We start from the raw sequence: 20,743 nt of genomic DNA on the forward strand, positions 1-20,743 counted from the left end.
AAAAAACCAGAAAAATTGACATATCCACGTAAAATGGCTCATAATTATACCGTAAGCTTTTAGGGACCCGCGAAAGCGCCCCTTTTAGCAGTTGACCAAGAACCACCTTTCGGTGGTTTTTTGGTTTCTAGCCCTTATAAAATTTCCCTCATCTTATTATTCTAATCATCAAAAAATTCAGCCATCAATAACAGGGTGCATATAGGGTGCATTTTTGTTATGGAATGTAGCATAACAATATATGTCAGTACAACATAAAATCCCAACAACCCCTTTATTTACAAGGAGATTTTATTCATGGGAATACATGGGATTACATTAACAATTACTTGAATTCGCCTTCGGGAGGCAGGGGTCGCAGGTTCAATTCCTGTCACTCCGACCATTCATCAGGGCCTGAGGCCAATGGATGATCACGAACCCTTACAATTTAGACACATAGCTCCCCAACCGACACCAAGTGCTGGATCAACCCCAATGGATGCCGCGGACAAGCCGCGGCACGTAGGCGTCAGAGATCGCCGCGGACAGCCGCGGCACGTAGGCATCAGAGATCGCCGAGGACAGCCGCGCACATTGGCGCCAGAGGATCAATCGTCCGTCTACGTGCCGCGGCTTGTCCGCGGCATCCAGCCCACCTGACTCATCGGCAAATTTCTTTATATAGATCAAGCCAATCAGGGTTCAACTTTTCGATTAAATTTATTTTCCATAGTCTTGGCCAATTTTTGAAGCGTTTTTCACGACGTGCTGCTTCAATATACAATTCATGCTCTTCGTAATATACGAGCCTCTGTACATTGTACTTCGTTGTGAATCCAGGCATAACTCTATTTTTGTGTTCCCATATCCTCTTAATGAGGTCTCATGTAGAACCCACATAAAGCGTGCCGTTACGCTGACTTGCAAGTATATAAACATACGATGGGTGCAATCATACTTCCTTGAATGGTGGACAGAGCGATAGTAATAGAAGCCTGGCTCTCCATCTACATACCGCGGCTTGTCCGCGGCACCCAGTCGGGCATGAGGTACAGGTTAATGATTAACCGTCTCCCGACCATCACTCAAAAAAACTTATTCATCGCACTGCTGATGAACAGGTCAATCTCATTTTTTTCTTGCTTGCCCTCATGAGTTGGAACAGCAAGGCAGCGCAGGCAATCTTTAAACAATAAGGACGGATTCTTAATAAGAATCTGCTGTTGTTCCTCTATTTTATCCAGGGAAGTTATGATGTGTTTTATTCCTTCTTCCAGCAATTTGAAATGGCTGCCAATATCCGGGTTGGCTTTTAATAAATCGAGTATGTTATTTGCCGCCTGCCTTAAATCAACCGGATTATTATCTGGCCGCAGCAAAACGTCCATGTCTTTCTTTAAAGGCTCCAGCCGTTTTTTATCGGCCTCGTCAGTTATACCGGCAAGCCATAAGCGTTTACCCTGTATATTTTTTTCCAGTTGTTTTTGCTCGCTTGCAATAATGGCCTTCACATCGGTCAACTTGTGTTTGACACTTAAATCCGCAATCACTGCACTGTAGTCCTGAAGCAACGCATTGATGGCGTCAAAACCTTTTTTCTGGTAATCCGTGGGGTTGGTTTCATAGAGCTTTTTAAGCAGCTTAATCGAGGTTTCTAAAAACTCATCCTGCTTGGTGGGATCAGGATTATTTTGAGGCGTCTCTATAACGGCTATTAACTGCTCCAGCAACATTTTTTGTTGCTGGGTATACGATCGTGAGTACAGATAAGAGGTAAAAAAGCCATAAGGTTCGTTCAGTTCTTTGTGAAGAGTAGTCTTCAATGCATTTTTAATGTCAGTAAGGCGTGTGGAATTCGTCGGTTGTGTGGCTTCTGAATGAATACACATGACATGAATATGCATGGTTTTTGAAGTGTCATCCTCATCAATACCAATGGGAATCATGGCGACGTCGTCAGGCATTCTGGATAAAAATTCCGCTTCATTCGGGTGGGCAGATACATTAGCCACGGCATAAAAATCTGCCAGCTGTTCAGGATTCTGGACATGCAAAACAATCCCTTTATTAGTAGCAAAAGCGGCCGCACTAGCTACTTCAGATGACATGCTGACATTTTTTTTCGCGACAATATCAGCAATATTGATATCAGCCAACTTATCAGGCGCTAAAGTCGCCAGCTCGCCTCGGTCATGCAATGCCCTGACCAGTATCAATTTACTAATAAAATCATCCCGCCCAAAACTTTGTCCACGGTACAATACTGATGGTGTTTTATGGACTTCGAACGTGCGCTTCATTATCCCGGCTTTGTGAACAGCCATATTCAATAACAAAGCCATTTTCTTTTCTTCGTCTGTGGTACTTTTGGGATTATTATAGCCTGAGACAATGGCATTTAATTTCTTGTAAAAAGGGCTCTCCACCGAATACATTCTCAGCAGGACGTCTTCAAAATTAGGTTCTTTCCCCTGTTTAGTCAGTGCTTTTTTACACCCCTGGTATAATTCCGACAGATCAACCGTCTCCCCGCCATATTCCATTGTAAAATGGCCATTTTTTAGTATCTTCTCGATGGCAACCAGAAAATGGTCATCCATGTTCTTAGCCACGACGGTTAAATGCCCGCGTCGGGTCATGTTTTCAATTGAATCAGTAGGTATGTCAGCAAGCAGCGACTTTTGCCTGGCGGGCTCACTCAATACAAGAACCAGTTTCTCAACACTCTGCTTAACGGCGAGCTCTTCCTCGGCAAATGCTTTAGGGGGTAAGGTGTATTGCGTCGCAATCAATGTTTCCAGGTCTTGGCGTATTTTATCTCTTAATAGCGGCATAATGAGCTCCAGCCAAATAAAGCGATTTTAAATCACACTGACTAATATTATAACACCTTACTTTCATACCACTCTTGTTTTGACTATTTATTTACTATTTAATCTAAAAATTAACTCACTCTGTCATGAGTGATTTCACGCGTTTCAGTTATGGGAACCTCCATCAGGCACACCAGATTATTCGTTAAATATTTCAGGGGGTCAGGTATGTTATCGGCGTGATACTCCAACAAGGTTTTAAGCTGGGTTAGCTCGACAGAACCTGGCGTCCAGGCAAGCAAATCCCCGGCATTGTGGTTCATCAAGGCGCCCATGGGTCCCTTGAGGGGATGATTGTCCGGCAATCGCGCATAGAGAATGTCGACATGATGCCGGGTTTGCTTATTCAGGATATCATTCAGGAAAACCTTCGATTCCGCCGCCACATCCGTATCGGCAATCATATCGCGCGCGATCTTTAAAAACATTTGTACGCTTATATCGTAAAGGCGGCTGTATCCCTTTTTATTATGCTTTGTTCCTATATCACTCTTGAGTATCTCTCGTTGTGACCCCCAGATGGTTTTCAGGCTTTCCTCGTAAAATGCTTCCCTGGTATTCAGCTTTAAGTCGTTTAAGCCTATAAACAAGTCGCGAGCCTGGTTTTTGCGAATGCTGTTCGTCGTCAACCAGAAACTGGCATATTTAGCCTGCTGACTGCCAAAATACGCTTTCTGTTGCTTAATGAATCCTTCATGCGCCAGATGAGAATTATTCACCGCAGCCACCTTAATAAAGGGTGCCTTAGTGATCTCAACCAGTTCCTGAGTAAACTGGATTAAATGACTGAAACACTGGCGTAACTGACTTCTACCCTGCCTGTCATTCCCCAGTTTTTCAGGGGCAACCGGGATAACTCTTTGGGCCAAATAGTTATACTCTTTATAGCATCGGCTCGAAAATTTCTCGCCTAAATCCAGGAGACCATGGTGGAGATACTGCATAATCAGGCGGCGATCCTGCTGTTTTTTGCAACCAATATCTCCGAAATAATCAGCCCATCGCTGGCTTTTATTCAGACTTTTCGCCTCAGACACCACACGAAACGCCTCGTTGAGTTCACTCTTGTTGCGGATAACTTTGGTTTTAAAATAAGCCTGGACCAGGGAGTGCATGATGGGTAAGTCGCTCTCCCCCTCCTTATCAACGCCCTTGTTTTGATTAGAATTGACAACGTCAAGGAAATCTCGGTAAAACTCATTGGCCTGTTTGTCCTTTGTCGAGCCAAGGTAGTCTTCCATTAACTTGATTTCAGGGTAACGTTGATCAAAACGCTTAAGCTCAGTCATCAGGTCCAACGATTCTTTCATTAATGCCCGATCGTGGTCCTTTTCCCAAAGCCCCCATAAAGCCGTCGTTTCCTTCGTCGTTAATTCAGCCGGAGCATCAACCATCCATTCCACAAATGCGCCAAACGCTTTTGTTCTTTCCAAATTGGGTAAATTGAATTGGTGCTCATACTCTTTCTTAAGAAAAGCAAATTTTTCCTTATGAGCTTTCACCTTCTCCAGAGACTCAAGAATGGTTAAATAACATTCAAACAGAATTAGCGACATGCTCTTGTCTAAGGTAAAGCGTCCTGCCAAATCCACTAACTCCTCAGGAGGCACATTTGATTTTTTAATTGCCTTAAATAAATCCCTGGCTCTAGCAGCCGGCATGCGGGTAAAACAATTCATCCATTGCAAAAAGGCTTCAGAATCACACGGAGTGGATAAGGTCGTAGACGACTCAATGATCTTTCGATTGCGTAAGAATTCATTGAATACTTTACCGGCGTCATGGATTGCCAGCAAGACAGCTTGACAGTCATCCAATTGATAACGACCTGGTCTGAACTGAAGCTGTTCGTTGATGTAATCAAGCGACAGATAAGACGGCAGTTTGCAAAGCGGCTCAAGGACTTTTTGATTAAACTCGTGAGTTTGTTCGAAACTCGCCAAACGTCGGACCAATTGGTCACAGGATTTCTTTTGAAGAGGGAGCCGCTGCGACAGGAAGTACCAGAAACGACCCTGTGCTTCCGGGTTTAAATTGCTCAAAATATCGGCTTTCGGCAGATAATCGTAATCGATATTGGATAACAGGATGGCAACAAGAGGCCTCAATAGCGCAGGATTCTTCATCAGGGCATTGGTATTTTCATCCAGATAAGCAAGAAGGGCTTTAATTTTTCCTTTGGATTTTTGAGCCGCCGCGTCACCATGCAGTCCCCTCTCGTGATTCTCTGCTATCAATCCAAGCAGATAACCCAAATCATTTTGGTTGGTATGGACACTTAACAATCGCGTAACATTGGGTTTGGACGCAAAGACTTCCTCTATTTCTGGAATCAGCACAAAAGTTCTCCAGAAGTCGTTTCGGATAACTTCGGAGAAATTGCGGATGAACGTCCTCGACGCGTCGTTCTCCGTCACATAGGCTGTGGCAGATATCTTCATGACTAAGGTCAATAGGGCGCTGTTATTGTTAATTTTCTCTGCATTTAATCGAATAGGATCTTTCTTATTAATCCAGGATTGGGCAAAAAAGGTATTTAAGGCATCAAACAATGAATCATCCCGTTTATTGTCAGGCTGGTTTCTTAACAGTTCAATGACATCCGCCCAGGCCCCACAGGAAACACTAAAAGCCGCCTTGTGCTGGTTAATACAAGCAGTTAATTTCATAAACAGAGACGCACGTCTTGCTTCACCTGTTTGTTCCGCATGACTTAAGCTGTCAAGTTCCTGATAAAACCTGTTCATCTGCACCTGAGTAGCACCGTATGCGGCGTTAATCACCTCACGCCTTTCAGCAGGAGAGGCAATGGACTGGATATAATGGCGCTCGGTTTGATCAACCCAGGACTGGTAGAAGCTCACCACATTGGCCATATCCCTTTTTTGGTTCTTAGGAATGTGACGATAGCCTGGCTTATAAATAACCATATTGCCATTGCCTCTTATCTCCTCTTGTGGACCCTCGGAGGCGTTTTGCTCGTTTTCACTGCCTTTTCCGTCAAGCTTGTTCTCACAGTCTGAGCGTAATTCGATAAGCTGGGTGATAACGCGAATCATGTCCGGCCCAAGCTCTTTATCCTCCGCTGATTTATCTGAGCCCGATAATCTGTCCGGGTGCCATTCGATGACCAGGGACTTTAACTGCTTCTTTAACTTCATCAAAGTCGGCTTATCATTCGGATGCAGTTTCCCACTTTCAAGTTTTCCCTTCCAGATCACTACTTGCTCTTCAAGGTACTTGAGAACGCCGCGGGCTCCCTGGTTCATATCTGCTGTTTTTCCTGCCAATGGCAGCAGACTAAGGGCGTTTAACTGCGGGCAAAGCGCACAAAGTCCTTGCCATATCGCATCCGCCTGCTTAAAAAATTCGCCATAAACCTCTTCATTATCGCCTTGTTTCCCCGCCAGCCGGCTATTCCAGGCATCTTCAATCTGCCTGCGATGCTCAAGCCAGGCTGTACTTAAACGCTTATGCGCGTGATTATCCTTGTCGCGGATAGCATCATGCAGCGCATCCATGACTTCACCGGACAAAGTCGCGATGAGGTATTCCTTACGGCGCAGGAATTTTTCCCGCTCGTGCTTAAGTTCCAGATTTAATTGCACAACCGAGCGGGTAATAATGTATTTTTTCTGTATTTGAGCTTCGTTAAGCCAATTCCATTTGCTTGAACCATTATGTTTATGCTTTTCTAAACGATGATGAATGTGCTCTTGCTGTCTAAGAACAATCGCTTCCAGTCGATCCTTATGGATGGAACGATGATAAGCATTGTATTGACTCTCAATTTTTGAATAATCAATGACATCAATACACACGCCCTTGGCTCCATTCCGACCCTGACGTCCACGTTCCTGCTTCTCAATATCAGGATCCGCAGGGTAGCTGCGGATAACCACCAGTCCCTTTTCCGATTGTGGCTTGATGTCCGTGCCGCGTCCAAGGCGAGCGCTGTTGCTAATCGCCCCCTTGAAACCCGCACCGGGTAGAATGTCGCTTTCCTGCTTGCCGCTGTCATTGGTATCCACCAGGAAGCGGCTCATATCGCGATTTTTCTTCCCTAACGTTTTACCAATTTGTTGGCTTAAGCGTTTAACCGTCGGATCGTCCTGGCAGGCATGCAGTATCGGTTGATCCTGATACTCCACCATAAGATCGGAGATGACGCCGACCTGCTCCGCTTCAGATGAGCAGAAGATCATCGGTAGATAGGTGGTGCGAATTGCCTCATGTGTCGGCAATTTGGACACGTGTTCAATGCCGTATTCTTCCCGGTAATGATGAAGTGCGGCCGCGTTACCGGCAGTCCCTGTACAGCCCTCCAGTTTGCTGTAGTATTTCTTTAACAGGTAAGGGGCATTTTGTGACAAGGCAATTTGGGTTTCCGGCTCGACAAAGAAATCAGGGGTTTCGCCGCGGCGAATGGCTTCTTTATTTAATCGGATATGTAAAAATTGCTGGACCAAATCACTGTAAGTAGAACCGTGACGGATTTGGTTACTGATAACAACTTTAGCCGACCTGGTGTTAATAACCAGCCCACCAGCTACCCTTCTGCTGTCTGGTCTGATACAAAACTCAGTCCCTTCTTTCAGCGAGATAGCAATGTGAGCGGCAGTCAGCAATTGCTTAAGTTGCCTGTCGCGTTTTTTTAATGCCGCTTCGTTTTTGGTTAAAGCGGGGGCTAAGTAATTTTCAAAGAAATGGGATTGTTTTGGGCTGCATGGCCTTTTCCTTTCCTGCAAGTATTTGCACAAGGATTCCAAATGCTCTTTGCGGGACACAGCAACAATGCCGTTTTCTTTCAGATTGTGAAATGTACTCTGGTTTTCAAGATACCAGTCATATGTCGCGCGGTACACCCATTCATCCATGTTGTAAATGGGATCGCTTTCAGCATTGTCAGAATAGTTAAATTGCGTCTGTTCAAACCGTAAAATGTAATCCGCTTCGTCTAACCATGCGGCACGGCGCTTGGGATCAAGCTCAATGGCATGCTCACCTTTCCAGATGTGGCCGGATTGGAACAGACTGAAATTGCCTATGGTGGCGTAATTAATAGCGCCTATACCAGGTGCGGAGCGGGTTTGATAGGTGTCAGCATCAGAACTTTCGGTGATATAGGCATGCCTGATGCCCATGGCATCAAGCACCGGAGCGAATTCATCGTGATCACGTTTCGACAAACTGTCTTTCGAACTGAATACATCGACGACATAATCATTGAGCGCAAGGTAGGCGGACCGCATCACGGTAATGATACTTTTACCCTGACCTGTACGTACCTGATGAAGCAGGCTCTCATCGTTATAGAGGGCTGCGTACAATAAGGACAGCATCTGGGTGTGATTCGCCCATTTACCTGACTTGCGAAGCAGAATTTCACGCATACAGGCTAAAACACGGGCGGAGGCTTCATGCTTTTCCATCGCTGAAGGAGCGGTTTTAAGCTGACCTAAAGCCAGAGACAACGCCGCGGTTAAATCCTTGGCTTGCAGTTGATCCAAAAAGGCAATCTGGCTGAAATTATTGGCATAATACAACAGGTTAATTAACTCTTTCTGTTGCGCGTCTTCAAAATAGGCTTGACCTTTGCGCTTAAATCCAGCTAAAACCCGCATCAAACCTGACCTGTCATCATCACGGAGGCTGTAATGACGTTTGGGGAGCCCTTTGTCGTTTAGGCCTTGTTCGACTGATTCAAAATGATGGATGACCTTTTCTGCAGTGTTTAATTGCAGCTTTCCTAACAGCGTCGATAACATGGCCAGGGAAGGACGGGGATCAGAACCATAGTACTGGGCTAGCTGACTCAATTGTTGCTCGGGAAAACGAGCCAGTTTTTCCTTCACCTCAGCAACCAATGATTTCTCTTTGTCCCAATCAGTTAATGCTTGCAACAATATTATTTTGATGTACACCTGTTTGGTTGTGTCGTGGCTGAAAAAAGCATGAACGCTTTCTGGCTTCATCCCTTTATTAACAAACAAATCAATCAGTTTAACCTGCGTCTCTTGCCATAAACCCACTAATCCTGCGTCCAGTTTTCCAGCAGGCTCAGCGAAATTACTGAGTAATTCTTGACGATAAGGGATTAAATGAGAATGCTTGCATTGGGCGAGGAACTCGGTTACAGCCTTAAGCCACTCACCGCTAACTTTTAAAGCATGCAGCCTTCCCAGGGCGTCCTGAGCATGACGGACAAATAGTCGATCACAATGGATAAGGAGTAATTCAACCAGAACCGGTTTATATTGGTTTGGCAGAGGCTCCTGCACCATACCCCGGATAGAGGCTTGCTGAACAAGGATGTTTTTATCCGTTTCTTTTAATTGATTTAAGTCACTGTTGATTAAACTCAAGTCATTCGTTAACGCGTTGTCCAGAATAACCGTTAATAAATTAATCGGATAATGATGTTCCGGGACTTTATCGTCCATGAGACTTTCCAACCAACTGGTCAGTTGCGGGAGAGAGTAACGTTTCTTACTATGACCGGGTCTTGAAATTAAAGTGCCCAATACCTGCCCTACTTCGTCGAAGTAAGCTTTATTATCCAGCCGGATGATGAGCTTCAAGAAACGCTCAATTTGTTTCTCTGCGTCAGTATCCGCTTTGATCGCTGCATATTCCTTAAGAAAACATCCAGCGAGATGCAGGTTGTGGTTTTTAAATCCTGGCTTTAAATAGGTATCGAGGTAACCATAAGCCTTGTCAATTTCTTTGCTCTCGAGCGCCCGGAATGGGGCATCCTGGAACGTAATGGCACATTGTTTTTTCAATAGGTAAGAAACAGCCTCTCGTCTGGCGTGGGCCGGTTGCGGCGATTCAGCTATCCCCTTAAAGAGACCCTGCAGTTCCAATGCATCTGGCCAATAGGTATTGTGATCAAAATCAATGGACTGAAGCTGCTTTTCAAAGGCCTGAAGTTGTTTAAACGTTTCACTGGATTTGGCAATTTTGTATGCCTCATCAGCAGGATTTTGCCAGGTAGGCTTCATGCTTTCGGTGATAAGCCAGGGATAGGTCGTAAACAGCAGGGGCAGCGGTTTATTAAAACCGGATAGGTGAACATGATCAATCAAATGTTGAAAGAGAACGCCTTGATTGCCTATACGGGCTAAGCAATGCAAAGCGCGGCCCGAAGCATTGATAAAGTCAAGTGGGTTGCCTTTGACGCTTTGATAAGCCGGACCGACTATTTTGGAAAATACAGGGATATCCTCATAGCGCATGCGCAAAAGTCCGGGAAGCAGCTCTTGCTCAAGGAATACTGCTTCATTCATCCATTGCAGCAAATCAGGGGAAACATGGGTCAATTCCTCTAACAGTCGATTCATTTTTTCGCGTTCCATATCCTCCAGATGATCGACACCCAGGCTGATACTGGCCATCAATAAGCGAATGGCGGGACTGTACTCAACGGTTAGTTTCTCATCGAGAACACCCTTTAGCACCAGGAATTGCTTCTGGCTTAACTGCATTCTTTTACTGGCGAAACGCAGGGCGTGCAGAGTGGGATGTTTCAGTTGAAGTTTAGAATCCCAATCCACTGGGTAACCAGGCTTCCTGTCTTCCCTTGCAGAATGGAATTCGCTAAAGGCCATCCCCTTATCCCAATAGGGAAATTGCTGGTAGCGGGACGCATAGTAAAAACCATTGTGCCGCCAGTCGATCTGATCAAGATGGTTTAAGGTCAACTGTTGGAGATGAGCACTGTCAAATTGGTTACGCTGCTCTTTCAACACAGTGTACAAGCGATCAAGAAACACCCGGGCGTTAAAATTTGGTGTGCTTTCAAGCAAGCGATTAAAGCTTTGCTCATCAAACGTAAGGTTTCTCTCTTCTACGTATTTCAACACTTTTTGGAAGGCATACCATAAATCGGCATAACGCAGATGGCCGACGGCCTGACCATGAGCATCCACCAGTTTCCACCAAAGTGCTTGATGGCGGGGGAAATCTTTCAGTGTGACAATACTTAAAGCAATCGCATCCACTTCTGACTTTTCAAGGTACTCAGACCAGTTTTCTGACACATCGAGAAAACGGCTTTTCCAAATTCTAAAGCCCTGCTCACCAAAATGCTTGAGGATTTGGTCAGCGATAAAAAGGAAATGTTCGCTGCCATTGGTGCTCTTGCCATTAAGAACATCGTAATGATCAAAAACCTGTCCAAAAGCGCGCAGATTTTTTTCAGTGAGGACCGTTGCACGTTTTTCATTAAACAGAGCCAAGGCCAATTCATCCGAAATTTTGATTTCTGAGGATTGAACCCACTGACGCAGATAAGACAGGCAGGCAGAATAATCGTCAGGTATGGAAAATTCACCCTGAATGTCAACGTGTTGCAGAATGACTGATGCCGCTTTCAAATGGGAATTATCGACTAATCTGGCGGCATTATGAAGACGAATCTTATCGCTATCTTCCGTGGCCAAGTATTGCCAGAAGGTTTGTTTTGCGGTTTTCGACTGGCTAAAGGGAGTAAATTGGCGATAGTCCCCTTTAAATTCCGCTGCAGACCGGGGTGTATACAATTCCAGGGTAAATGGATTGCGTAATTTTAATTCTTTAAATTTTTGCGCCCTTAATTCCTTCCGCTCACGTAATTCATCAAAACACAGGATAAGGCCTTTCCCCTTTGAGGAGTACTGCAGGAAAAAGCCGGCCGGCAAATTATCTTTGGCAATTCCCATACGGAATTGAGGCGCATGAGCCATGATTTTCTGCATGGCATCGGGGTGAATTTTTTCAATAACCAGCGGAGCATTTTCATGACTGCCCACCCAAAGGGAGAACAGCTGGCTTAATTTTTGTTTTTCCCAACCGGAAAGATGTTTGATTTGATCGGGCAAACCCTGCCAATTGTCCCGGCATTTTTCATCGATGTTATCGCGGGTAATTAATTGGCTTTCATCGCCATAAAACTGCATAATCTGCTGTTCTTGCTCCTGCTCCTGTTCTTGCTCCTGCTGCAGCTTATCTTCTTGCCCAAGCTTAAATTCCTGCGCCACCTCCTGTTGCAATTGCTGCTGAATGCCTGGTGTTTGCGCGGTCAGTGGGTACAGCACGTCTTCGCCATCAAACGATTGATGCTCTTGTTCGAGTTTGCTATCAAGAATCAATTGGGGATCAAGCTTTTTAGCCGCACCTAGATAAATACTGCGTGTATTCAGTTCAAGCTTCTCATGACGCACGCGGCGTTGATTATTTTGGATAATATTCTGTAAATCGCGGTAACTTGCTTTTAAACGCTGTTGCTCAGTTGCTGTGTAAACATCACGATTCCAGGCTGGAATATTGATTTGTATCTTCAGATCGCTATAGCGAGCTCTATTAGCGAATGCCTGGATTAGCGACTCACTTGCTTTGGAGTAATTTTTAAGATTATACAAATTCACTTCCGACAATTCCTGCGGGAAGCGTTTTTTGCGCTCATCAAGAACAGTGATTAATTTAATTAATGCCTGCTCTGTGTTTTCATCCAGATTGTCCGGGAGAATGAGTGATAAGCGTTTAAAAAGAGGCGTGTGGCCTTCACTTTTTGGATAATAACTTTGAATTTTTTCGCTCAAATAGGCGATGTACTGATGCGGCTCGTCGGTGAGGCTGCCGTTTAAATCGAAGGTACAGGGTAAATTGGGCGAAGGATCCCGCCTATCCGGATCGCCGGAATAGGCCTTAAGCACAGTAAATAATTCATCCAGGCCTTCTTGACCCATTTGGGCTATCTGGGCAAAAGACCACTGTGTTGCAGGGATACCCTCACGATGCTCATGATCACAATCTTGGCCACGCCAATGCTTGTCGAAGGCTTTGGCTTCATTGATAAAATCCAGGTCAAGGCTCTCACCATGCTTTTGAAAGAAAGCGACCATTGCATTCCCCGCTTCCTTCCAAAGCCGTTTACGGGCTGCTATTGTTATTTTTCCAGGCAGCATAATGCCCGGATTAACCTCGGCGAGAAATCGGTTACGTGCAGCGCAATGCATGAGGAAACTGAAATTGGCTTTATCAAACTGGAACTTATCCAGCGGTTTGACTGTCCGAAGATTATTATCATAATCAACCAGGTTTTTATTCGTTGCGTTAAACCTGGTGGATGGCAGGACAAGGCGCGCAGGGGCATGAAGATAAACCATATGCAACGCCTGGGTTAATCGTCTGTCCACGTTAAGATACGAATCCGTTTTGACCGTTAAGGTGCTGAGATCCGGGGAAAACTGCAATTCTTTTTTATCAAAGCCATCAAGCACGTCAGATACTTCAAGCGTATCCAGGGCGCCCTCTTGATCCAGGAGATAACTCAATTGTTTTTTTGTATTCCGTGGATTAAGTTCAGTCCAGGATAAATCACTGAACGGTTTGCGGTTTCTAGCCGCTTTTTTTAATTCCTCAGCATTGGACGATTTACCACCAACGCCAGACAGGCAATGTTCTAAAACGCTCTGATGCAATACAGGCAAAGGGACTTTATCCCGGAATTCAGCCAAGGGTTGATGACTATTTTGGATACTCCATGGAACGATTCGCCCAAACAGTACAGCATGCCATCGCGCCACTTCATGCAATTCGCCAAGATCATTGAGGTTGATGTTGTTTTTGCAATTTACTTCCTCAAAAACGAGTCCTTTTAACGCCGTAACAGCCAGTAAGGATTTCTTTTGACTTTCATCACCAAAAGGCGGAAGGTAGGCGGTCCAGCCAGTGTTCGTTCTTTTTATTAAAGCCCAGACAGGTGCCTCTTCACTGTTTATATTAACCAGGATATTTTGAAGCTCTGCCCATTGAGCTGGTTTTAATAGTTCAAGCTCTCCCCAGTGCACAGGTGCGTTGGCCGTAATCGCAAGACCATCGCGTTCTCTGGCCTGCATGGACATGTAGGACAGGTTAAATAAATAGCGGAAAACATCTATTCGACTGGGTGCCATGTTCAGCCTGGTTAACCCATCGCTTGGAAATGTACTCAATGTGTAATGGGTCAGGTATTCAAACCGGGTAGCATCGATATATAACCCTCGCACATTGAGAAAGGGATAGTTTTCAATGTAGTTATTAAGCCAGGTTTCGGAAAATGGACCCCATTTGAAAGCCTTCTCTTCAATGTCGCTCAGTTTGGCAGATGACCAGGAAACCAGTGCGTTGGGTTGCAGGGTGGCTAAAAGGCGTTGCTCCAGATAGCTGTATAAAAATTGATACGGAATTGACGACGAGTACTCCATGTCTTTGCGCTTTATCCAGGGGTGCCGTGTTAACAGTTGTTTTTCGGCCGTTTCAGGCTGTAACGCGTCAATGGCGTCGGAAAACAGCTTGTCTAACCCCCGCTCCCACATTAATTGATTAAACGTGTCCGTGTAGGTTTTCTTTATTTCCCGGATAACGACATATTCACTCACGCTGAATTCGTGAATGTAACCGGTATAAACATGGTACCCATGCATCTCACGTGTTTCTGGCGGATTGGCTTGTGCCGCTATTTTTTTGGTTTTATCCCCTTTATTCGCTTCCAGCCGCAGATTTTCCTTCTCACGACTCACAACCTCTAATTGGGTTTTTTTCCTGATTTCATCGTCCTTTTCCTTAAGCCACTTTTCAACCAGTTTTTCATGAATGGTTCCGAGAAGATTTTTTTTGACGAGAGCAAACAACATAAATACCTCTTACACAAGATGATCACCGAATGATCACCAAGATGAGATAAAAAACAATGAGTGCATTATAAAGTTGTTTTCTTAAGGTTTACTTAGGCATCGTGAGACCAATCTGCTTCAGGGCAAGCCCATTTAAACTGAATTTACACATTCAATGCCTATTTCTACGCTTTAGGTGCACAATTAAATGGGTTTACCCTAAGGCAAAGGCAAATTTAATTTGTCCTGCCCGGCGGGCAGCCGTTGATTATGGGCGTGAAGGTGCAAGGATAATGTAGGCGCATACCAGCATCTTAGCCAGTCGCAGGTGTGGCGGCTTATCCATTGATGAGACCAGGGGCTGCATCTTGCTGTGATTTTTCCTTTACCTGTACCAGAGGCGGTTGAAACAAGGTATTGGCGATAAGGGACGATTGTTCTTTTGTCACGGTGATATTGGGTTCGAGGGGAGATTCCTTGTTGAGAGGAGTGGAGCCATAGGATGCGGCACTGGCCATGATGCCACCGTCGATTAAGAAAGGTGCGCCGGTAACATAGGATGATTCATCGGAGGCGAGAAACACGGCCATCTTGGCGACTTCTTCTGCTGTGCCCATGCGACGCAGGGGAATCGATTGGCTGTACTGGGCGATGCGTTGTTCACGATACTCGTCCTGCCCAAACTCCTGATCCCACATGTCGGTCAGGATAGCTGCCGGTACAATTTCGTTGCAACGTATTTTGTAACCCTTTTTAGCACAGTGCAAGGCTAAGGTTTTAGTCACATTATCGCTGGCCGCTTTGCTGGCGCCATAGGCAATATTGGAGGGAACACCGACCCGGCCAGAACGCGAACCAAGATTGATAATCGAGGCATTATCGCTTTGCTTAAGCAGGGGCAGCATGGCTTTACACCCTAAAAACAGTCCGTCCAGGTTCACAGCAAGAACAGCCCGCCAGTCTTTTAAGGAAATACTTTCAATGTCCTGGGGGGTTTTACTGCCTGGCGCTGTATCAATGCCGGCATTATTCACCAGAATATCAAGCTTCTGGTAGTGTTTTTCCAAATGAGCATGAACCTGTTGCCAGTCTTCTTCCTGGGTAACGTCAAGACAAAGGTAGTCTGCCGCACCGATGGTTTTGGCTTTCTTAAGTCCCTCTTCTTTGGGCATTCTGCCTGTAATAATCACGCATGCGCCCTGCTTACTGAATTCCTGCGCAATGGCCAAGCCAATGGATTTGGTCGCACCAGTCACTAACGCTATTTTGCCCGCTAATCGTCCCATGATTCTCACTCCCGACCACCCAGCGTTTGAGCGGTTACGTCCTGTTAATTGAGGGTAATGACCGACACATCGCCCATGTAGGGCTTAAGGGCATCTGGAATGCGGATATGACCGTCTTTGTCCTGATAATTTTCCATGATGGCCACCAGAGTACGCCCTACGGCCAGTCCTGAACCATTGAGAGTATGCACCCATTCGGTTTCCTGCGTTTCCGGGTGGCGGTAGCGTGCTTTCATGCGGCGTGCCTGGAAGGAGGTCATGTTCGAACAGGAAGAAATTTCGCGGTACGTGTTCTGACTCGGCAACCACACCTCCAAATCGTAGGTTTTGGCAGAACCGGCGCCCATGTCCCCTGTACACAAGGCCATGACGCGATAGGGTAATTTCAGGCGTTGCAGAATGGTTTCAGCATGCCCAGTCAGCGTTTCTAATGCGTCATAGGAATGCTCCGGCTGAGTAATCCACACGAGCTCCACTTTTTCAAACTGGTGCTGGCGTATCATCCCCTTGGTATCTTTGCCATAAGAACCGGCTTCGCTGCGAAAACAAGGTGAATGGCAAACATGACGTATGGGTAAAGCATCATGGGCAATGATGGTATCCCGGACCGTGTTGGTTACGGGAATCTCAGCCGTGGAGGTCAGGTAATAATTATCTTCGCCTTTTAATTTAAATAAGTCATTTTCAAATTTCGGCAATTGGCCGGTTCCAAGCAAACTGTCAGCATTGACGATATAGGGAACATAAATTTCTTCGTAGCCATGCTCACGTGTATGGATATCCAGCATGAATTGAGTCAGGGCGCGATGCAATTTGGCAATCTGGTTTTTCATGACCACAAACCGGCTGCCTGTTATTTTAACGGCCAGCGCAAAATCCATTTGTCCCAAGCTTTCGCCCAATTCATCATGGGATTTCACAGCAAAATCAAAAGAGGGAATGTCCCCCCAACGACGTATTTCCACATTTCCGGTTTCATCCTGCCCCAAGGGGACTGACGCGTGCGGCAAATTAGGCAAGGATAAAGCAATGTGCTCAATCTGCTTGAGAATGCTTTCCATCTCCTGCTTTTTCTGCTCCAGCTGACTGCCCAGCTGATTGACTTCGGCACGCATGGCTTCAATATTTTCTCCGCGTGCGACCGCAGCGCCAATTGCTTTAGAACGCGTGTTGCGCTCATTCTGCAGTGACTGGGTTGCCACTTGCAATGCCTTGCGTTGCTCTTCGAGCTCAATAAAGGCTTTCGCATCAAATTTAAACCCGCGTTTAGCCAGTTGTTCAGCCACAGCAAACGCATCGTCACGTAACAGTTGGGGATCTAACATAATTTTCTTCCATCACTCTTGTCTAGCTAACACCCATTTCCGCAGTCCAGGACAAGATGCGATTGCCTTCGACCAGGGTGCTGAAATGGTTCAGGATTTCATCGGCTTTTGCCGGCTCTTCCACAAATTCAATCACGATAGGCAAATCAAAATGAATATCCAGTAACCTCGCTTCGCGCAATTTGCCTGAGCTGCCAAACCCCTTCACGCCGCGAAACATGGTCGCACCCATGACCTGTTGATCATGCAGGTAATCATAAATCTGCTTTAAATGAGGTGAATCTTCACTTAAATAAAATCGCACCACTTTGACTTGCATCAGACCATCCCTCCTATCCATCGACCGACCATTATTCCGACAAAGGCCATCCCGAGAGCACAAATATTGTTTAGCGCGATGTTTAACAAGGCGGCCACGTGCTCCCCTCCTTCATACAATACCCAGGTTTCCCAGGAATAGCTTGAAAACGTTGTGAATCCGCCCAGGAAACCAACCACCAGAAATAAACGCCAGTAATCAGTGACCGCAAAACGCTCCAACAGCAGGATCATGATAAAGCCAGCCAAAAACGATCCAAGCCAATTGACAAACCAGGTGCCAACCGGGTAATGGCTGCCAAACAGTTTTGCCATCAGGGCGACGGAACCAAAGCGCGAAACAGCGCCCAACGCCCCGCCGCAAGCCACAGCTCCAATTGCAGCCCACATAATTCTATCCTTATCTAACGATGCCTCGGGTCGATTGATTCAAGGCATCAATCATGGGGATGACTTCCGGGCAATCCGATTGCATCAGTTCCAGCTCGGCAACCGCCTGCTGTACAGTGAGCCCCTTACGGAAAATTATTTTATAGGCACGACGTAAATGATCAATAGCCGACGATGAAAAACCACGGCGTCTTAAGCCCACGGTATTAATGCCGCAAGCGGATGTCGTGTGCCCCGCAATCATGACATAAGGCAACACGTCCTTGGTGACATAGGTTGCCCGGGCTATAAAAGCATAAGCGCCAATCAGGCAGAATTGATGAACGGCCGCATAAGGGCCGATAATGGCGTAATCATTGACGATGACATGCCCTGAAAGCGCTGCGTGATTCACCATGATGGTATGGTTACCCACCATGCAGTCATGGCCGATATGCGAATAAGCCATCAAAAAATTATTATTTCTGATGCGGGTCACTCCGCCGCCTTTTACCGTGCCGCGGCTTATCATGCAATATTCACGAATGACATTGTTGTCGCCAATCTCAAGACGGGTAGCTTCCCCCTGATAGGTGACGTCCTGAGGCTCGTCGCCGACCGAAGCAAATTGAAAAATCTTGTTATTCTTTCCAATTCGGGTCGGCCCCTCAATCACGACATAGGGTCCAATCCAGGTTCCTTCACCAATTTCTACGTCGGCGCCAATCACGCTGCCCGGACCTATCGATACCCCTGCTGCTATTTTGGCTGAGGGGTGAATCATTGCGCGTTCATCTATCACTTTTAATTTCCTTCGCTGCACTCATTAAATCGGCGGAACAGGCAAGTTTATCGCCAACAAAGGCCTCGCCATGCATGCGCCAAAAATCTCGTTTTTGCCCTACTAATTTCACTTCCAGCCGAAGCTGATCGCCTGGAGTTACCACATGTTTGAATTTGGCATTGTCGATTCCGGCAAAATAATACAGGAACTCATGCCCTTCTTTCGGGGTTCTTGACAAATTGGATAAAATCGCGCTGGCTTGAGCCAACGCTTCCAGCATCAATACACCCGGCATAATCGGATTGCCGGGGAAATGCCCCATAAAGAACGGTTCGTTAATCGTGACATTTTTTGTGGCAATCAGGTAATCCAGCGTTTTGTAATCAAGCACCCTGTCCACCAGAATAAATGGATACCGGTGAGGCAAAAGCTCCAGAATTCTTATAATATCAATTGGTTCATTCATGCATCATCTCACTCAATTCTATTCCAACGAAGAAACATTGATCAGACTGAGTCAATCAATGATCATACGATTCCCTTTCCACCATCCAACTCAAGTAATGGAGTTGTCCTGCCAATTTTTTTCCAATTTTGTCAATCGCTTCATGTAGTCGTCCAGACGCCGAAAACGAGCCGCATTGCGCCGCCAGCGTTGATGTTCGCTGACCAAGGTGCCCGACGAATACACACCGGCTTTTTGCAGGCTTTTGCTGACGGTAGACATTCCAGTAATGACCACTTCGTTAGCCAGATGGACATTCGCAGCAACACAACTGGCCCCCCCAATCACACAATGGGCGCCAATGCGTACAAAAGCACCAATGACGGCGCAGCCGGCAATGGCTGTATGAGCGCCAATAGTAACATCATGAGCAATATGTACCAAATTATCGATACAAACATTCTCACCAATGAAAGTATCACTTAACGAGCCGCGGGCGATAACGGTATTCGCCCCGATCATGACGCGATCACCAATGACCGTGCCGCCAAGCGCATGGCTTGCATGCCAATAGCCTCTGTCCTTAAGATTGTTAAACGGGCTGGCGCCAATAATCACGCCGCTGCCAACACAAGTCTCTGCACCAATGACTGTCCCGGCTCCAATCACCGCACCGGGTTCAATAACCGTTTGTGCACCGATAAATACATCGCTTTCAATCAGGCAATGAGCACCGATACTAACGCCGGGTGCGATGACTACACGCTCCCCAACCATGGCGTGGGCGTCAATGAAAATGTGTTGCGGCAATTCGGCAGTGGGGGAAATAATAGCAGATTGATGAATACCTTGTCTTTGAATCGGTTCAATTTTAAATAAATTGGCTATAAATTTAACAGACTCCCACGGATTGGACACAACGATACAACTGAATGGATAGTCACTAACCTGCTGTGGCGTGAGCAAGACAGCTCCTGCCCGGGTTCTGGATAATAATTCTGCCTGAGCTATATCATCGAAACAGGCGATGTGGTTTTTTTGAGCCCTCACTAACGAAGAAACCCCTTGGATCAGCAGCCCTGCATCACCGTGCAAAGTGCCGCCCAAGAGGTCAGCTAATTCCCTGAGGGTATATGCTGTAGCCACGAAATCAGTCGATATTTTTCATGACACTGGCAGTAATATCCAACTTGTTGTCACTGAAAGGTGCGGCATCTTTCTGAAGAATCAAGTCGTATTTTTCAGTTTCAGCGACTTTGGTGATGGCTTTACGGATTTTGCCATACAACTCTTCCATGGCTTCATTATGCGCTGTACTCAATTCTTGCTGGTATTGCTGACCTTGACGTTCAAAACTTTGCTGCGCGGCAACAATTTTCTTCTCAAGCTCTTTCTTTTGAGTCTGACTCATCACGGCGCTGTCACGCTTGAATTTTTCCATGTCTTTTTTGAGGCTCTCTTCCATGGCAACTAATTTGTCACGGCGAGGCTTGAATTCTTTTTCCAGTTTTTGCTGGATGGCCTTCATTTGTGATGAGGTTTGCATGATTTTCTGCAAATCAACAACACCAATTTTTGACCAATCGGCAAAGGCATTAGCAGCACCCAAGCTGAAAACCAACGCCATTAAAAACCCGCTAACACACTTCATGATTTATCTCCTGGTTGAAAGGCTATGATGCTAGCATAATTCAAAGACGGTTGCGACAATTGTGCAACGCAAAT

Annotated in this window: 10 protein-coding genes and 1 pseudogene; all 11 read right to left on the minus strand. The window is 45.9% G+C overall.

All coding sequences use genetic code 11. The features are described from left to right. Positions 1-643: 643 nt before the first annotated feature. A pseudogene (locus tag Lery_RS15625) lies at positions 644-934 on the minus strand (GIY-YIG nuclease family protein). Between the two features lie 133 nt (positions 935-1,067). After that, a complete protein-coding gene (locus Lery_RS06430) occupies positions 1,068-2,816 on the minus strand; it encodes a hypothetical protein (RefSeq protein WP_058526426.1) in 1,749 nt (582 codons plus the stop codon). A gap of 110 nt (positions 2,817-2,926) precedes the next feature. Further along, the gene (locus Lery_RS06435; RefSeq protein ID WP_058526427.1) at positions 2,927-14,512 is read right to left on the minus strand and encodes a hypothetical protein; all 11,586 of its coding nucleotides are present in this window, start codon (positions 14,510-14,512) and stop codon (positions 2,927-2,929) included. Between the two features lie 317 nt (positions 14,513-14,829). Beyond that, complete coding sequence (locus Lery_RS06440) at positions 14,830-15,777, minus strand: SDR family NAD(P)-dependent oxidoreductase (protein ID WP_065230255.1); 948 nt, start codon at positions 15,775-15,777, stop codon at positions 14,830-14,832. 44 nt (positions 15,778-15,821) lie between these two features. Then, positions 15,822-17,102, minus strand: coding sequence for a serine--tRNA ligase (serS, locus tag Lery_RS06445; RefSeq protein WP_058526428.1), 1,281 nt, complete (start codon positions 17,100-17,102; stop codon positions 15,822-15,824). 22 nt (positions 17,103-17,124) lie between these two features. Further along, positions 17,125-17,421, minus strand: a complete 297-nt coding sequence (locus Lery_RS06450; protein WP_058526429.1) for a DUF190 domain-containing protein — start codon at positions 17,419-17,421, stop codon at positions 17,125-17,127. Continuing rightward, positions 17,421-17,810 (minus strand): fluoride efflux transporter CrcB, encoded by a 390-nt coding sequence (crcB, locus tag Lery_RS06455; RefSeq protein ID WP_065230256.1) that lies wholly within the window; start codon positions 17,808-17,810, stop codon positions 17,421-17,423. Before crcB ends, Lery_RS06450 begins: the two co-directional genes overlap by 1 nt. Positions 17,811-17,820: 10 nt before the next feature. Further along, positions 17,821-18,591: an acyl-ACP--UDP-N-acetylglucosamine O-acyltransferase gene (gene lpxA, locus Lery_RS06460; RefSeq protein WP_058526430.1), complete on the minus strand. Its 771-nt coding sequence runs from the start codon at positions 18,589-18,591 to the stop codon at positions 17,821-17,823. Beyond that, a complete protein-coding gene (fabZ, locus tag Lery_RS06465) occupies positions 18,581-19,039 on the minus strand; it encodes a 3-hydroxyacyl-ACP dehydratase FabZ (protein ID WP_058526431.1) in 459 nt (152 codons plus the stop codon). The genes lpxA and fabZ overlap by 11 nt, the downstream gene beginning before the upstream one ends. A 90-nt stretch (positions 19,040-19,129) precedes the next feature. Next, the gene (gene lpxD, locus Lery_RS06470) at positions 19,130-20,164 is read right to left on the minus strand and encodes a UDP-3-O-(3-hydroxymyristoyl)glucosamine N-acyltransferase (RefSeq protein WP_058526432.1); all 1,035 of its coding nucleotides are present in this window, start codon (positions 20,162-20,164) and stop codon (positions 19,130-19,132) included. A 4-nt stretch (positions 20,165-20,168) separates the two neighbouring features. Next, complete coding sequence (locus Lery_RS06475) at positions 20,169-20,669, minus strand: OmpH/Skp family outer membrane protein (RefSeq protein ID WP_058526433.1); 501 nt, start codon at positions 20,667-20,669, stop codon at positions 20,169-20,171. Positions 20,670-20,743: the final 74 nt, after the last annotated feature.

Source organism: Legionella erythra (genome assembly GCF_001467615.1).
GTDB lineage: Bacteria > Pseudomonadota > Gammaproteobacteria > Legionellales > Legionellaceae > Legionella_C > Legionella_C erythra.

Excerpts from the sequence above, each read along its gene's own strand:
- Lery_RS06430 (WP_058526426.1), bottom strand. The coding sequence starts at position 2,816 with ATGCCGCTATTAAGAGATAAAATACGCCAAGACCTGGAAACATTGATT.
- Lery_RS06475 (WP_058526433.1), bottom strand. The coding sequence starts at position 20,669 with ATGAAGTGTGTTAGCGGGTTTTTAATGGCGTTGGTTTTCAGCTTGGGT.
- crcB (WP_065230256.1), bottom strand. The coding sequence starts at position 17,810 with ATGTGGGCTGCAATTGGAGCTGTGGCTTGCGGCGGGGCGTTGGGCGCT.
- Lery_RS06440 (WP_065230255.1), bottom strand. The coding sequence starts at position 15,777 with ATGGGACGATTAGCGGGCAAAATAGCGTTAGTGACTGGTGCGACCAAA.
- Lery_RS06435 (WP_058526427.1), bottom strand. The coding sequence starts at position 14,512 with ATGTTGTTTGCTCTCGTCAAAAAAAATCTTCTCGGAACCATTCATGAA.
- Lery_RS06450 (WP_058526429.1), bottom strand. The coding sequence starts at position 17,421 with ATGCAAGTCAAAGTGGTGCGATTTTATTTAAGTGAAGATTCACCTCAT.
- serS (WP_058526428.1), bottom strand. The coding sequence starts at position 17,102 with ATGTTAGATCCCCAACTGTTACGTGACGATGCGTTTGCTGTGGCTGAA.
- fabZ (WP_058526431.1), bottom strand. The coding sequence starts at position 19,039 with ATGAATGAACCAATTGATATTATAAGAATTCTGGAGCTTTTGCCTCAC.